We start from the raw sequence: 15,382 nt of genomic DNA, 5'->3' as shown, positions 1-15,382 counted from the left end.
TTGTCATGCTTCATGGTGAAGTGAATCAGCTTGTTAAAAAAGCTCCCCTTCCATTTAATTGAATATTTTGACTATTCACTTTGAAATTGTAAGACAATTTAAAATGTAAGTCAATAATAATATTTATAAGTTTTTAAATAACTTTTCATAAAAAAACCTTTTGACACTTCGCACTTGATGACCATTCAAGAGAATTGGCGTTGTTGCGGATTAGAAAATACAGGATTCGTTACTATATGGATTACGGGTAAGAACAGCGTGCGAATAGATTAATGCCATCAGCGGATAATATAAGCGAAGGAGTGAAATATATGCCACAAGATCATAACAATGATTCATTTAATAATGCCGGAAACCTTGATAGAAACCCAACTAATAATGATGACAACGATACAATTGATAGACCTGTAATGATTGATGATAGTTTGAACCCCGGATTTCAAAGGGAAGAACGTCCTGTGCCTAATGGTAATATCCCAACAATAGAGGGAGTTGCAAATATTAAAGAGCGTTTTCCTTCGGACCATGAGAGACTAATGAACAGAATTAATCTTGGTGATGCACTTATAAATCGAGAAAATACACATACTGGACGGTTTGAAAAATAAAAAAGAGAATTTTTAAAAACATAGTGGATTGGAACGGAAAGTACGGGACTCCAAGGGAAAAGCGCGTGCCTGGAGCGGAAATCCCAGAACTTAGATCGAGTTCATTAAAACTAAACTAGAAGGCAGCAGAAACGATCAATGATATGTCGGTAATACAAAAGACCGCCAATTCGGCGGTCTTCCTCTTATTGGTTTAATTATCCCTTCCCTTTCACCCTGTAATGGACTCCATTCATCCTAAACCGCCCGATTGCTTACCATTTATGTAAAGCAGCAATCTAAATAAAAGGCTCTTTTCGTAAAGATTTTTGTTTTTAAAATGAAACGATTTAAGGTTGATTGTAGAGGCGTTTACGCCGAGGAAGCTCACCGCCCGCCCCGCGGAAAGCGAGCATCTGAAGGGGAAATCAACCACACCTCACTACTTGGTAAATAGCAATGCGAAAACAGCCAAATAAAAAGAGACCTTCTTTAAAAGGCCTCTTAGAATAATCCTTATTTTTCACAAGCAATCAAGTCTTTGTCACGATCGCTTTTTTTATTGGCGTCATATAGCGCCTTAGAAACATGAGGTTTGTATTTCGTTTTTCCTCCTTTATTTTTAACGGAAGATGTACGAGCCACGCCTCCTTTGTAGTCTTTATTCAATGCTGTACAGTTTTTATACGTCTTCACCTTTGTTTTGGCACCGGCAACATCATTCGCGCCAAACGAGAGACCCAAAACTAGTCCAAAAGATAGTAAAATAGCAAATAATCGTTTCAAAATATGAACTTCCTTTCCTAAAAATTAACTTTTTACTAATCATAATGTATCATTTCATTTTTTACAATAACTATATTTCCATATTTTAAATTAAACCCGCTCTCCCTTGATTTACTCCTAAAAAAAGACCGCCAATTCGGCGATCTTCTTCTCATTGATTTAATTATTCCTTCCCTTTCACCCTGTAATGGACCTCCCCAGGTTCTTTGCAAAAGGTGATTCCGCTTCCCGGCTCGTAATAAAAGGTCTTTCTGCCTAATGAGCGTTCATGGAAGGTCGTTTGCAAATAGGAGGCTTGATCCCTTTTGAAGGCAAGCTGATTTTTGCTTAAGTTTACAGGAAGGCAATGCCCATAGTTTGTGTGGACCAATGTTTCTTTTTCGTTCATTTCCTCGAGATCTCGAATATGAATGTAGGAAAACCAGATTCCTCCCCTTTTCCGGAATGACCGGGAGGAGAACCAGACCATTCGCAGCTGGGCGTTTATGCAGACAGGCAGCCTGTATTTACCGCCAAGCACGGATTTGGCTGCTGCAAGTCCTCCATCTAGATCCAGCCCAAAGTGGTTCAGCGTGTTATTCAGGATTTCCTGTCGCGGTTGGGCAACATGGAATGTGTTCTCACCTTCCACTACCGTGGTCATCTCCACACCATTGGAATCGTAATGCTCCATCATTCCGACCGTTTCCATATTCAATAAATAGTTTTTTCGTATCATCGTTCCATTCACTCCCCATTTCCCTATTCATTTTTTTGGAGTATACTGGACATAGAGGCAGGTATACTCCTGCTCGCAAGCCCTTAGGTGATGTCTTCCAGGACGTCCTCACCTAGGGGTTTTTATTTCCGTCTCTAGCACTCTCCTTTCAGATATGTCACTCACCTCCATGCGACTATTATCCTATTTTATGTATTTTTTGTAAAATCAATCTGATTTTACCTCTATCAAAATTCCTTCCCTTTTGTGGCTGCATTTCCTGTTTAATTGGCTCACTCTATAAAAAATCTTGAATTTCCTTTTAAAATCTGCTGCTCAGATCGGGATTTCCTTGTTATTTTGTGTCCATTTAGAGAACAAACAGCCAAAAAGTGAAATGAAATGACATTTTTGTGAAGTTTTAAGATACGTCAAAAAAAGCCTATCGTGATGATAGACTTTTTTTGACGTGGTTATTCTGCCATCTTTTTTTCAATCGCTAAATTCCGTAAATAATCCAATAAGGGCCGCACTTCCTCTGGAGCTGATATGTCAGTAAAAGAGAAAGACTGCTTCTTCTTTTCATCCGCTATATCCAGTTGGTATGAAAACGCGTCGAACCCTTGCGCTTTTACTTTTTTGCTTTCGGCAGCATTAGGAAGATCTGCTGTCATCATTAAGTTCTGCAATTCTTCCTTTTGCTCTTTTGGCAATTCATCTGTATCTATCTGGCAATTCAAGTCGAGGTTGGCAAATCCCCCTATGCAGCTAAATTTGATATGCATGTTAGATGAGTCCTCCTATTCATGGAATATGACTACTCAGGCAATCCAACTGCTTTAAAAGCATTTTCAATTGTTCCTATGGCTGTTTCAGGCACTTCTCCGCTATCAACGAGTTTTTGCGCTGCTTTGATGACAATTTGCACGAATTGATTGAAGTTCGCCGTTGCAAATAAATTCTGCATCGCATTATACCAGATCAAAGCCGCCTTGTCCGTTCCGATCTCCATGGATACTAGATAAAAGGCCTTGTTTGGTATGCCGCTATTGATATGGACACCATGATTATCGCGTTCTCCTTTATAGAAGTTCTTCATATGATCAGGCTGAATATCTTTACCCATTAACTTATTGTCAAATGCAGTACCTGGCGCCTTCATCGAACGGAGTGCCTGCCCTTTCAGTGTTGGTCCCATTATATCAGCACCGATTAGCCAATCGGCATCTCCTGCCGTTTGCTTTAAGTGAAATTGTTTTATGGCAACTCCAAACACATCTGAAAGATGTTCATTCAAAGCCCCGGACTGACCTTCATACTCCAATCCGCTTGTGAACTGCGTAACCCCATGTGTCAGTTCGTGTCCAATTACATCGAGTGAATTGGCAAAATTGCTAAAGATGACCCCATCGCCGTCACCAAATACCATTTCATCTCCGTCCCAATAGGCATTCGTGAATTTATTCCCATAATGAACGTTCAGAATGAGATCAAGGCCTTGGTTATCAATTGAATTACGGTGCAAGACATCCTTGAAATAGTCACGCACAACTCCGCTATAATCGTATGCCGCGTTAACAACAGGGTCTGCACTTGATCGATCTCCTTCTTTCCTTGCCTCATTCTGCCGGAGTTTCGTTCGTCCTTTACAATCGTAAACATGTCGGGCAGATTCACCTTGACGTTCAGATCCTGCATCCGTTAATGCGATAACACCGTCAATATCATATTCTTTAATGATTCTGCGCCTGCGCATTTGACGGCTTTTCGCTAAACTGATCCGCGCTTCTTCCACTTCATTTTGTGCCAAATTCTCAAGAATATAATTAGGTACGATGAAACACTGACACTTTTTGGAACAATCCTTATTATGCATATTCGTCACTCCTTTAAAGTTTTTTACGATCTATACCATTTTTTTAAGAGTGCTGCTTTTCTTCAACACATTTCTATAGATTACTTTCGCCGTATTTACCTCATTTCCCTTCATTCCATTCCTCGCGACCCGTTCAATCCTTTTTTCAGGCAGGGATGTAATACTTCACCTTTGTTTATTGGATTATTCTGCCCGTGCTGCATATACTGGATTGTATCTTTACACAAGGAAGCTTCCTCAGACATAAACAACATTTAAGGGAGGGCATAGCATTGGTAACACAGGGCACTGCTTCGGTTAGCTTTCCATTCCCAACATTATGGGGCATCCACGCTTCAATTGCTGGCAGAACGATCATTTTCGGTACACTTGCCATTAACTCTATTACGGATAACAGGATAATGGGTACAATTAATTTTCGGGGTACACCAATTCCAATTAATGGATTTTGGAATGAAAGCACTAAACAAATCTCATTTGATTCACCTTATGCCACATTCTCTGGCAATTTAACCATGATTGATGATAAACAGATTAGGATTCGGCATTTTATTTTACAAGGACGTTTTCTCATGAAGCCTCCCTCTCTGCAAGCAGGTGAGTCTGGGTCTTGGATTGCCACCACTGATATACCTTTGAATCAATTTCCTGCTAGCGGTAGCGCCTTTACCGAGCAATTACCTCCTGTTGGAGCTTTTTTAACATCGAGTATCCTTCATCATAATTTGTAGGGAAGTTGATATAGGGTAATCATTCTGTGCAGTAATCGTGTTTAACATAAGGAATCGTCTCTGTATCACATTGGGACGATTCTTTTACGATAGCAAATTACCAAGCGCCTTATTGAACTGACAGGATGGATGAGCATTTGGAGATTACATTGATTCAGGTTCGCACCAAGTGACCCCTTGGCACTTTCACTTGCAATTCAACTGACCGCATTGCTTATCCTGTTTGAGGGGTCTTCTGAATAAAGACATGTACCTTTTTGCCCATCTCACTAAGTAGATATATATATGAGATAGTGATTTTGGTAGACAACTTTAACTCAAAATGAGTACAAATGGAATATAGATTGACATCATTTCCCCTGTCCTTCATACTATTGTAGTAATACTATTGACAGAATATTCTGTAATCTAAGGGGATGAAACTATGAAACCAGCAGATGTTCTTAAGGAAAATAATTGTGCAAGTTTAATGAAAGCAATAGCAGAAAATGATTTTCAAATGGCTCAACTGCTTGATGTATTATTATTCGAGGCTAACTGGGAGGATGACCTATGACTAAGCTGAGAATCCTTTTAACCATTCCAATTTTGCTATATGGAATTTACATATTTGTTGTCGTTCAAAACGATAAGAATATTCCACTTTATTTGCATCTTCTATTCGCCATCTACTTGATGTTGTTTGTACATTATGAAGAAAATCCTGATGTGAAACCATAACAGGTTTTTGATTGGAGAGTTTCGATGCTTAGCAATTCGTGATGTAGGAAGTTTTTACCTCAATTGAATGTATGGAGCTGCCGGGATGTGTTCGTTTTAAACCCTAGGTTCTCAACACGCAATAACTTGGCATTTTTATCACAAAAATCAATAACAAGGCCTAAAAAAGCCCCAGCTCCGTAAAGGAATTGGGGCTTTCACTTATTATTTGAGCAAGAAAGTCTTCCTGTTCAAATTAGATAATGCGAGTTGTAACGATGCCTTCGATTTGTTTGATTTTTTCTTCCAAGCCAGGAATGATATCGCCGTTTACTTCACCGTCAATGTCGATGATCGTATATGCATATCCCCCACGGCTTCTGTTAACCATGTCAGCGATGTTCAGATTAAAGCCAGATACAGCCAGTGTGATTTGCCCAACCATGTTCGGAACGTTTTCGTGGAAAGTTGCCACACGACGGTTTCCTGTATAAGGAAGGGAAGTATTTGGGAAGTTCACAGAGTTCTTGATGTTCCCAGTTTCTAAAAAGTTCTTCAACTGACGGGCTGCCATGATGGCACAGTTTTCCTCTGATTCAAGCGTAGAGGCACCAAGATGCGGAATTGGAACGACATTTTTCATTTTCAACACGTTTTCATTCGGGAAGTCAGTAATGAACTTGCCTACTACTCCGCTTTCAAGTGCAGCTTGCATATCATCTTCATTCACTAGCTCGCCGCGTGAGAAATTCAAGATATGTACGCCCGGCTTCATGATGCTGAATGTTTCTTGGTTAAACATTCCTCTTGTGTCGTCAGTTAATGGAACGTGTACTGTAATATAATCAGATTCTGCAAACAATTCTTCAATTGTCATGGCGCGCTGTACATTGCGGGACAAGTTCCAAGCTGTATCAACAGAGATGAACGGGTCAAACCCAATGACATCCATGTCCAAATCCAGGGCATCATTCGCTACAAGTGCACCGATCGCACCTAAACCGATTACGCCAAGAGTTTTCCCCTTGATTTCTTTACCAACGAATTGTTTCTTTCCTGCTTCAACAAGCTTTGGGATTTGTTCTCCTTCGCCTTCAAGCGTCTTAGTCCAGGCCACACCTGCAAAAAGGTTACGAGATGAAGCCATTAATGACGTCAGCACCATTTCTTTTACAGCGTTTGCGTTAGCACCAGGTGTATTGAAAACGACAATTCCTTGCTCCGTGCATTTATCGACCGGAATATTATTGACTCCAGCCCCTGCCCTTGCGATTGCCTTTAACTGATCGCCGAATTCCATAGTATGCATGTTAAAGCTGCGAAGAACGATCGCATCAGGGTTTTCACTGTCATTGTCGACCTTGAATTCGCCTTTATTGAATACATTCAGCCCGCTTTCGGCAATATTATTTAACGCTTTGATCGTTTTGACTTTTTCTAAAAGTAATGTGCTCATTTTGTTTGCTCCTCTTTCGCTTATGATAGTTTTGAAATTTCAAAATACTGACAGGATTTTTAAGCCCATGAAAATCTGCATACTTTAAACCTTCACTATCTATTAATATACAGAAAGAGGCAAGGGATAACATCCCTTACCTCTGCCCAGGCGAACGGCTACGACACTATGTGTTCCCTCACGGTTATCCGTGTTTCGCCAGTTGCACATAGTCTTTTTCATTTATTTTATTTTATCAAACTATTCAGCAACCTTCAATATCATTTTTAAAGGTTTATCTCTTTTTTTGCAGAAGCCGCAACTTACCATGGCTGCAATGGCCGAATTCAAGCAGGTTTAATGGCCTTTGCCAAATCTTGTTCACGCCAGTATTCTTCAATTTCCTCCAATGATTTCCCTTTCGTTTCAGGAGTTTTATAGTGTATGAATACGCAAGCGACCACTGATAAGACCGCATAAATGAGAAAGACGTTATTGCCAATGACACTTAACAGTGGCGGGAACGTGTATGAAAAAAGGAAGTTCAATGTGTATTGTAAAAAGGTGATGACGCCCATTCCGATCGCTCTTGCCTGCAATGGCAGCACTTCCGGAATGAATAGCCAGAAGACGGGTCCAAGGCCGATTCCGAATGCGAAGACATATAAGAACACACAAACCATGCTGAAGATCGTATAATCCGAAAGTAGTGCCAATCCGATCAGCGGCAGGACCTGACCGCCAATACTGTAGATGAGCAGCGTTTTTCTGCCTAGTTTATCAACGATGAATAACGAGATGGCAGTGGAAACGACCAAGGCCGTCCCGATTCCGAAGTTTGCTATATTGGAACCGCTCCATCCGTTGATTTCAACCCCGTCGAAAATGATTGGGGCAAAGTATACGACGGCATTGATTCCCGTGAAGACCTGGAAGAATGTTAGAATGAAATTCATATTCAATATTTTTTTATATTGGTGTACTAAATGTTTGAACCCTACGCTTTGCTGTTTAAGAGAATGCTTGATATCGTTTATTTCATCTTCCACTTCCAGCTTCGTTCCCCTTAGTTTCATCAAGACTTTCCTTGCACGGTCCTCCTTTCCTGCAGTCATGAGCCACCGTGGGCTTTCCGGTGAGATAAGCATTCCAAATGTGAAGATTGCTGCTGGAATGATCCCGATTCCGAGCATGATTCTCCAAGATCCGCTAGCGGAGAAGGAAGCCCCCACTATGTAAGCACTCAAGATCCCGACGTTTACACTTAATTGATATAAAGCACCGATCAATCCCCTGATTTTAGGAGGAGCCAATTCCACCAGATAAATAAGAGAACACATATTGGCTATTCCACAGCCGATTCCAAGGATGAATCGCGACGCAATTAAAACGCTTACATTTGTAGCGAAGGCACAGCCAATCGACCCGACGATGAATGTGATGCCTGCTCCAATCAGGAGCGATTTTCTTCCAAGCACCTTTGATAGTGAAGTGGAGAGGACTATGGCAGGCAATGCCCCCAATAGCAGGAAACTCACGATCAATCCTTGACCTGACGGGCTTAGTCCAAACTCCTCGGTGATGAATGGGATTGCAGGAGAAATGGCCCCGGAATCAAAACCATATAATAGTCCGGCCAAGCCGCCAAAGATCGCATAAACATACATAATATTCGGAATTTTTTGCAAAGTGTTCACTCCTTTTAGATAAATTAAAGTACACCTTTTTTCAATATGAGATTCGCATATTGTGCCCGTTCACTTGTTGCGATAATGGCATAGGCCGCTTTACTTCGTTCGTAAAAGTCCATTCGTTCCAGTTTTCCGATGTTGATGGGGATATGGTTCGATTTTTTTATTATATCTTCATAACTCTTCCAGATTACAGGGCTTTTTTCATCGCCTTCCACAGGGTTCATCAGTATGACGGGATGTGTGACATACGTATCGAGTGGAAAAAACGCCAATATCGCTTGCAGGAAGTCGGCCACACCATGTCCATGACCGTTGATGATCCGGTTTGAATGACTTGCAGCCGGGTAATTCCCGTCTGCAAGTACGATTTCATCACCGTGCCCCATCTCCATCATGATCTTCATCAATTCAGGAGAAAGTATGGGCGGAATTCCTTTAAGCATTCGTCATGGCCTCTTCGCTTTCAGTCACGAATGTGTTCGTGAGTGCTCCCAGTTTTTCGATTTCAACGGTGACCACATCCCCTGGCTGAATATACACACGCTGTTCGGCCGGCAAGCCCAATACCACTCCTTCAGGTGTACCTGTCAATATAAGATCACCCGGTTCCAATGTCATATGCTTGGAAATATAACTGATGATTTCCGCGCATGAAAAGATCATATCGGATGTATTTGAATTCTGCCTTATTTCATCATTTACGTACGTTTTCAACTGCAGGTCGTTTGGATTTCCCACTTCGTCCGCTGTTACCAAGTAAGGTCCAACAGGGCTGAAATCATCGCACGTTTTCCCAAGCAGCCATTGCGGCGTTCTCATTTGCAGATCTCTTGCCGACAAATCGTTGACCGTACAATACCCGAACACATGGGACAGTGCCGCTTCTTCCGAAACGTTCTTTGTCTTTTTGCCGATCACGATTCCGAGTTCCACTTCATAGTCCAGCTCGTTCGTTACGCTTGGAATGGCAATCTCACATCCATGGCCCGTTAATGTATTATCAAACTTGTTAAATAAAATTGGCACTTCAGGATATGGTGCATTCGTTTCATCCGCATGTCTTTTGTAATTCAATCCAACGCAAATGATTTTATGCGGCTTCGTCACACTGGGACCGAATGCGAGCCCTTTCTCTTCCATTGTAGCTGCCATTCCTTCTCTGACAGCCTCATGGATCTTCCTTTCAAATTCGTCCCGTTCGGATTGGCTGAAATTTATCACTTGCATGACATCCGACACGATTTGGTTCCATTCATTTCTCTTCGCCGTTTCTTCGATATCTATTAACTGATCCTCAATGTGAACAGCCAGTTTTTGCTGTTCACCTTTTATAAAAGTAGCTAACTTCATCGTTTCTTCCTCCTTTTATGCATTTTTTCCAAAAACAACCCCGCCATCGATATATAAAGGGGATCCCATCATGAACGCAGACTCGTCCGAAGCTAAGAACAGTGCCGCTTTTGCCACATCACCAGGTCTGCCCAAATCTCCGCTCAATTGTCTTTTCTTGATCGTGCCGATGGCTACCTCAGGATCGTCATAGGAAGTTTTCAAGTAATCTTCGACGAACGGAGTCAGGATCGTACCTGGCAATAAAGCGTTCACCCGAATATTATAAGGCGCATAGTCCACTTGCATCGCTTTCGTCAAAGCAAGTACAGCGCCTTTCGTTGCTGAGTATGCGGCGCGTTTCACGAGACCCATTTCCGCTGCACATGATGACATATTGATAACGACCCCGCTTTTTTGTTCCATCATATAAGGAATCGTGTATTTAGAAGGCAGATATACCCCCTTCACATTCACGCTCATGATTCGGTCCCACACATCCGGTTCCACTTCGTCCACCCTGCCCACATTCGAGATTCCGGCATTGTTGAACAATATATCAATTTTCTTATAGGTTTCGATGATTTGGGAGATTGCAGATTGAACCGCTTCCGGATTCGTTACATCCACCTCATAAAATGCCGCTTTCCCGCCAGCTTTCTTTATTTCAGAAACAGTGCCCTGCCCATTTTCTGCATGAATATCGGTAATGATGACAAATGCGCCTTCACTAGCGAATAAACGGGCTGATTCCTTTCCGATCCCGCTTCCCCCGCCAGTGATGACAGCGATTTTATTTTGCAGTCTCATGACGTTACCTCCTGTTCATGATTCATATGATCTTCAGGCTGCGCCGCTTTCACCGTTAAACCGCCATCCACCATTAACAGATGCCCGTTGATTTGCATAGCTTCATCGGAAGCCAAAAATACGACGGAATCACCAATTTGCTTTTCCGTCCCAAGTCTTTTCATCGGATTGGCTTCAATCTCTTTTGCGAGAATTTGCGGATCTTCCAAATATTCCTCACACATATCCGTCGCAACGGTGCTTGGGCCGACAGCATTCACATTGATATTGTATTTTCCTAGCTCGACCGCCAATGCCTTCGTTAAATGAGAGGCAGCTGCTTTCGATGAAATATAGTGGGGAATGACCGGACTCGTGACAAGGACGCTAGCCGTTGATGTAATATTGATGATCTTGCCATATTTATTTTCAATCATTCTCCTCGCCACTCTTTGCGTCGTCAAAAAGATCGATTTCACATTGGTCCGATACGTATCATCCCATGTTTCTTCCGAAAGGCTCAAAAAAGGCTCAAACGGGGCAATGCCAGCATTATTCACTAAAATATCCACTGTTCCCAATTCTTTTTCCACTTCATCGATCATGGCATCGACATCTTCCTTCAACCCAACGTTCGCTTTCACGACGATCGCTTGGATATGAAACTCGGATTCTACTTTTTCTTTTAAAGCGTTCGCTTTTTCAAATGAACCTGGTGATGTATAGTTGATAGCCACATTGGCACCTTCCTCAGCCAATCTCATGACAATCGCTGCACCGATTCCCCTGCTGCCTCCTGTGACAAGTGCTGTTCGATTATTCAATTTACCCATATGAATTCTCCTCCCTTTTCCTATCCGTTTCTAAAGACTGATGCTGATCCGGCTGATGCTGAATTCCTGATGCCCTAGAATTTCCGCCTTTGTCAGCTCACCCTGTGCCGTTTTAACGATCGTTTCGTAAATGCGATTTCCCGCTTCCTCTGTCGTTTCTTTTCCTTTCATGACAGGGCTTGTATCCATATCGATGTTATCGATCATCTTGATGGCCGTATGTTCATTTCCCGTTATTTTGATGACCGGGATAATTGGGTTCCCTGTCGGTGTCCCTCTTCCCGTCGTAAAGCAGACCATATGTACACCGGCTGCCGCCATGCCTGAAACACACTCGATGTCATTCCCCGGGGAATCCATGAAGTAATAGCCATTACCCGGGATTGCTTCCGCAAATGATAAGACATCGTTCAATGGGGCTGTACCTGCTTTACTTATGCAGCCAAGCGATTTTTCCTCGATGGTCGAGAGCCCTCCCTCAATGTTGCCCGGGCTCGGGTTTCCGCCGCGCATATCGGCCCCGATGCGTTCCACTTCTTTTTCGAATCTATCAACATATGCATATAGTTTATTTGCCACTTCTTCACTCACTGCTTTTTGGGCAACAAGATGTTCAGCTCCGATGATTTCCGTGGTTTCACCCATTACGATCGTACCTCCCTTTTTCAGGAGCTGATCAGCCGTCCTCCCTAAAGCGGGATTGCTGCACAATCCGGATGTAGCATCGGAACCGCCGCATTTCACGCCTACTATCAATTCTGAAATGGGGGCATCCACTTGCGGCACTTTTTCGAGTTCCAGAAATAACCCCTTCGCCACTTCAGTCCCCTTCTTAATCGCGTTTATCGTCCCGCCTGCATCTTGGATATCTAGCCACTCCACTGGTTTTCCCGTTTCTTCTTCGATTTCCTGTTTCAATACTTTGGCATCAATCACCTCACAGCCCAAGCTGATTAACAGGACCGCTCCAACGTTCGGGTTTTTCCCCATTCCGCCAAGTAGTTTATGTGTACGTTCTTTATCATCACCAATCTGGCTGCATCCATGCTGATGCGGAATGGCCACTGATTCCGGTACAGCTTGCTGGATTCTGTTGGCCACATGATTGGCGCAAATGACGGTAGGAATGATCAATAGATGATTACGGATTCCAAATTTCCCATTTGAACGGCGATACCCTTTTATCATGCTCATTGTTTTTGCTCCCCTTCCGCCTTATCACCTCTTCCTCTGATTCCCTCAATATTATGTACATGGACATGTTCACCAGGCTCGATATCCATCGTCGCTGCACCGATCACTTCTCCATATTTGATGACAGCCGCCGATCGCTGAATCGGTTTGATTGCGATTTTATGCCCAAATGGAATCGAACGCTTTGCTTCCACTGCCTCTTTTTGACCATTGATGACATAGAGTAATGTTTCCCCTTCTTCTACATCTTTCAATGATGTCGCAACATTATCCTGATCAGACATGACGATGCTTGTAATGTCCTGTTCATAAACTAGCTTGCCCATTTTCTTCTCCCCTTTCCTTTAGCTTGTAAAAGGCTTTAGCATTTCCATGAAATATTCCATCTATTTCAGCTAGTGTCAAAGTTTCCGGTAAATTCCCTTTTATGACCGCCACTGCCTCTTCATAGCTCCCAGCTGATAAACATACAGGCCAATCACTGCCGAAAAGTAAACGGTTCGGCCCGAATACCCGAACAATATGTTGTATGTATGGCTTAAAGTCATCCATCTTCCACATTTCAGGAGCCGCTTGGGTCAATAAACCCGACATTTTGCACCACATATTCGGAAACTGTGACAAAGCATTCATCTCTTCTTGCCATTTGCATAATTCCCCAGCTGATATATTCGGTTTAGCCATATGGTCGATGACAGCCTTTAAATCCGGAAGCGTTTTCATTAATGTTAAAACAGTTGAAATATGTTTATGATTAATCAACAAATCCAGCGGAAGATCATATCGAATAAGCTGTTTCAGATTTTCCACCACTTGTTCTTGTAAGATCCAGGCACTGTCTTCCAAATCCTGCAACATAGGGCGTAAACCAACAATTCCCGGTCGTTTCATCAAAGAATCCAATTGCTCCGGGAATGCTGGAGCAGATAAGTCAAGCCAGCCCACCACGCCATATATCCAGTCATGGCGGTCATACAAGGATAATAGAAATAGAGTCTCTTCATAGGTTGGAGCCGCTTGTACCAGGATCGTCCCCGAAATATCATTCTTATGCATTAAGGGTGATAAATCATCGGGAAGATAATCCCGATATAGGACTCCCATATCATGTGTAAGCCAAGAGTAATCACCTCGGTCAATTCTCCAAAAATGCTGATGTGCATCAATCACCATGCTGACCTCCTCTTGTTATCTTTATGTTACCGGTAACATTAAAATAACAGCAATATTTTAAATTGTCAATAAATTTAATGAAATCTCTTGAACTGTCCAAATGGAATTACCATTTTCAACTCTTATTAATAAGAAAACTCGCCATTCCCAATTGGAACGGCGAGTTTTTTTATCATCTAGGACGGTTCAATCTTTTTATTACAACTGTAAATAGTAAAACGACCAAGAACAGGATGAAAATGATTACGAACGGAATGGTCGTTGTAAAAAAGGTGACCCATCCACTTGTCTCTTTGTTTTCTGGCGTAAACTCAATTTTTTCTATATCATGTTCCCTTATGGCGTGATTCATTCTATCTTGCCAAATTTCACTATCTGGTACAGATGCGATAAAGTATCGATCCTTTTCATACCCTGCCAACCGGCCTCTTATTTCATAAACACTATTTTGTGGCTCCACCTTTAAAAATGTCACTTTCCCATCCTCTAAAGTTGTAAAAAATTCATCTTCAGTTAATTTCTCAGTCGGTTCTTTATCATTATTAAAAACCAGCACAATTCCCAAAGTAACCAAAAAGATTAATAAATAAAATACTTTACTACGGAAAATCCGCTTCATATCAAATCTCTCCCACAAAAACAAACTACAGGCAATAGTATCATATATAGTTAATTATTAACAATTAAACTATCGGTGTATCACTTGTCAAATGGATAATTTTAGTAAAAAATAGAAGGTATAGCAAACTAGAGGTTTAAGGGGGGAAAATTTTTGATTACTCATTTCGCGGATTTAGAATTACTGACAGTATCTATAGAAGGCGTAAAGCAATGCTATGCTAAACGCCTGCAGCTTCCCATTCTATTTGAATCTAAAGACTTTATTCAGTTTCAGCTTACGCCCTTTACGACGTTAAGTTTTAAAGAAGCGTTTGAACCCATTTCTCCAGCACACTTTGCTTTTCAAGTCCCCTATTCTCATTTTGATGAAGTCGCAGCATTTGTGCAACAATCCGGATTATTGGTCCTAAGCCAAGAACAGGGTCAGTATATGGACGAAACGAACGGTAGAAAAAATTTATATTTTCGTGATGGAGATGGTAATCTTCTCGAAATTATTGCCCATGATTACGTGAATGAGGATGAACTGAAGGCATCCGGTATGTTACAAATACTTTATTTAAGAGAGATTGGCTTCCCTGTGGATTCGGTACCAAACTTACGAGAGTGGCTGAAAAGTCACTTTGGTATGAAAACGGAAAAAGATCAAGATATATTTAATTTCGTCATTAGCGGAACAGCACATGCAATAGTGGTTTCAAAACTAAGGCCTTGGATTCCTATTGCCATGAAGGCCTTACCGCCAAAGATGGCGGTGACATTCGGTACACCCAATAATCGTTTTATTAATGACCTATCAAAACAAATGGATCGCACTTCTTCAGATGGCTCCAAGAAACTATTTCTGTCTAAGGATAGTTATTCTTTTTATATTGAACATACCCCTGAATTCAGTGAATCAATGGTGAAAAATCTGAATTTACCTATTTGAACCGTTG

Annotated in this window: 19 protein-coding genes and 1 riboswitch; of the genes, 5 read left to right on the top strand and 14 right to left on the bottom strand. The window is 41.8% G+C overall.

Going from position 1 to position 15,382, the window contains the following annotated elements; genetic code table 11:
- Window positions 1-311 precede the first annotated feature (311 nt).
- On the top strand, window positions 312-608 hold the full coding sequence (locus N0M92_RS17720; RefSeq protein WP_260287057.1) for a hypothetical protein: 297 nt from the start codon (window positions 312-314) through the stop codon (window positions 606-608).
- Between the two features lie 495 nt (window positions 609-1,103).
- On the opposite strand, the gene N0M92_RS17715 is transcribed toward N0M92_RS17720, so the two are convergent.
- The 4 genes from N0M92_RS17715 to N0M92_RS17700 form a co-directional block, all read right to left on the bottom strand.
- Entirely contained in the window at window positions 1,104-1,373 is a 270-nt protein-coding gene (locus tag N0M92_RS17715; RefSeq protein ID WP_098370146.1) for an excalibur calcium-binding domain-containing protein, read from the bottom strand.
- A 163-nt stretch (window positions 1,374-1,536) separates the two neighbouring features.
- Window positions 1,537-2,091, bottom strand: a complete 555-nt coding sequence (locus N0M92_RS17710) for a competence protein ComK (RefSeq protein WP_260287056.1) — start codon at window positions 2,089-2,091, stop codon at window positions 1,537-1,539.
- Between the two features lie 452 nt (window positions 2,092-2,543).
- On the bottom strand, window positions 2,544-2,855 hold the full coding sequence (locus N0M92_RS17705; protein ID WP_260287055.1) for a protealysin inhibitor emfourin: 312 nt from the start codon (window positions 2,853-2,855) through the stop codon (window positions 2,544-2,546).
- Window positions 2,856-2,887: 32 nt separating this feature from the next.
- Window positions 2,888-3,946 (bottom strand): M4 family metallopeptidase, encoded by a 1,059-nt coding sequence (locus N0M92_RS17700; protein ID WP_260287054.1) that lies wholly within the window; start codon window positions 3,944-3,946, stop codon window positions 2,888-2,890.
- Between the two features lie 272 nt (window positions 3,947-4,218).
- On the opposite strand from N0M92_RS17700, the gene N0M92_RS17695 reads away from it, so the two are divergent.
- The 3 genes from N0M92_RS17695 (at window position 4,219) to N0M92_RS17685 (ending at window position 5,397) form a co-directional block, all read left to right on the top strand.
- On the top strand, window positions 4,219-4,677 hold the full coding sequence (locus tag N0M92_RS17695; RefSeq protein ID WP_260287053.1) for a hypothetical protein: 459 nt from the start codon (window positions 4,219-4,221) through the stop codon (window positions 4,675-4,677).
- A gap of 424 nt (window positions 4,678-5,101) precedes the next feature.
- On the top strand, window positions 5,102-5,233 hold the full coding sequence (locus tag N0M92_RS17690; protein WP_260287052.1) for a hypothetical protein: 132 nt from the start codon (window positions 5,102-5,104) through the stop codon (window positions 5,231-5,233).
- Window positions 5,230-5,397, top strand: coding sequence for a hypothetical protein (locus tag N0M92_RS17685; RefSeq protein ID WP_192206401.1), 168 nt, complete (start codon window positions 5,230-5,232; stop codon window positions 5,395-5,397). The genes N0M92_RS17690 and N0M92_RS17685 overlap by 4 nt, the downstream gene beginning before the upstream one ends.
- A 235-nt stretch (window positions 5,398-5,632) precedes the next feature.
- Here N0M92_RS17685 and N0M92_RS17680 read toward each other — a convergent pair whose 3' ends face one another.
- From N0M92_RS17680 to N0M92_RS17635, 10 genes are all read right to left on the bottom strand, one after another.
- On the bottom strand, window positions 5,633-6,832 hold the full coding sequence (locus N0M92_RS17680) for a phosphoglycerate dehydrogenase (protein WP_260287051.1): 1,200 nt from the start codon (window positions 6,830-6,832) through the stop codon (window positions 5,633-5,635).
- Between the two features lie 137 nt (window positions 6,833-6,969).
- A riboswitch (ZMP/ZTP riboswitch) is annotated at window positions 6,970-7,048 on the bottom strand.
- Window positions 7,049-7,158: 110 nt separating this feature from the next.
- A complete protein-coding gene (locus N0M92_RS17675) occupies window positions 7,159-8,499 on the bottom strand; it encodes a sugar porter family MFS transporter (protein ID WP_260287050.1) in 1,341 nt (446 codons plus the stop codon).
- Between the two features lie 23 nt (window positions 8,500-8,522).
- Entirely contained in the window at window positions 8,523-8,948 is a 426-nt protein-coding gene (locus tag N0M92_RS17670; RefSeq protein WP_192206403.1) for an RbsD/FucU family protein, read from the bottom strand.
- Window positions 8,941-9,855 (bottom strand): fumarylacetoacetate hydrolase family protein, encoded by a 915-nt coding sequence (locus N0M92_RS17665; RefSeq protein WP_260287049.1) that lies wholly within the window; start codon window positions 9,853-9,855, stop codon window positions 8,941-8,943. Before N0M92_RS17665 ends, N0M92_RS17670 begins: the two co-directional genes overlap by 8 nt.
- A 15-nt stretch (window positions 9,856-9,870) precedes the next feature.
- Entirely contained in the window at window positions 9,871-10,644 is a 774-nt protein-coding gene (locus N0M92_RS17660; RefSeq protein ID WP_260287048.1) for an SDR family NAD(P)-dependent oxidoreductase, read from the bottom strand.
- A complete protein-coding gene (locus N0M92_RS17655; protein WP_260287047.1) occupies window positions 10,641-11,456 on the bottom strand; it encodes an SDR family NAD(P)-dependent oxidoreductase in 816 nt (271 codons plus the stop codon). The genes N0M92_RS17660 and N0M92_RS17655 overlap by 4 nt, the downstream gene beginning before the upstream one ends.
- A 30-nt stretch (window positions 11,457-11,486) precedes the next feature.
- Entirely contained in the window at window positions 11,487-12,650 is a 1,164-nt protein-coding gene (locus tag N0M92_RS17650) for a UxaA family hydrolase (RefSeq protein ID WP_260287046.1), read from the bottom strand.
- On the bottom strand, window positions 12,647-12,976 hold the full coding sequence (locus N0M92_RS17645) for a UxaA family hydrolase (protein ID WP_260287045.1): 330 nt from the start codon (window positions 12,974-12,976) through the stop codon (window positions 12,647-12,649). The genes N0M92_RS17650 and N0M92_RS17645 overlap by 4 nt, the downstream gene beginning before the upstream one ends.
- Window positions 12,957-13,823, bottom strand: coding sequence for an amidohydrolase family protein (locus N0M92_RS17640; protein ID WP_260287044.1), 867 nt, complete (start codon window positions 13,821-13,823; stop codon window positions 12,957-12,959). The genes N0M92_RS17645 and N0M92_RS17640 overlap by 20 nt, the downstream gene beginning before the upstream one ends.
- A gap of 172 nt (window positions 13,824-13,995) precedes the next feature.
- Window positions 13,996-14,442 (bottom strand): ATP-dependent metallopeptidase FtsH/Yme1/Tma family protein, encoded by a 447-nt coding sequence (locus N0M92_RS17635; protein ID WP_260287043.1) that lies wholly within the window; start codon window positions 14,440-14,442, stop codon window positions 13,996-13,998.
- 153 nt (window positions 14,443-14,595) lie between these two features.
- On the opposite strand from N0M92_RS17635, the gene N0M92_RS17630 reads away from it, so the two are divergent.
- On the top strand, window positions 14,596-15,375 hold the full coding sequence (locus N0M92_RS17630) for a VOC family protein (RefSeq protein ID WP_260287042.1): 780 nt from the start codon (window positions 14,596-14,598) through the stop codon (window positions 15,373-15,375).
- Window positions 15,376-15,382 lie beyond the last annotated feature (7 nt).

Origin of the sequence: Peribacillus aracenensis, assembly GCF_025175645.1 — a bacterium.
Taxonomy (GTDB): domain Bacteria; phylum Bacillota; class Bacilli; order Bacillales; family DSM-1321; genus Peribacillus; species Peribacillus aracenensis.
Note: the sequence above shows the minus strand (reverse complement) of the source record. Positions and strands in the feature narration are given on the sequence as shown.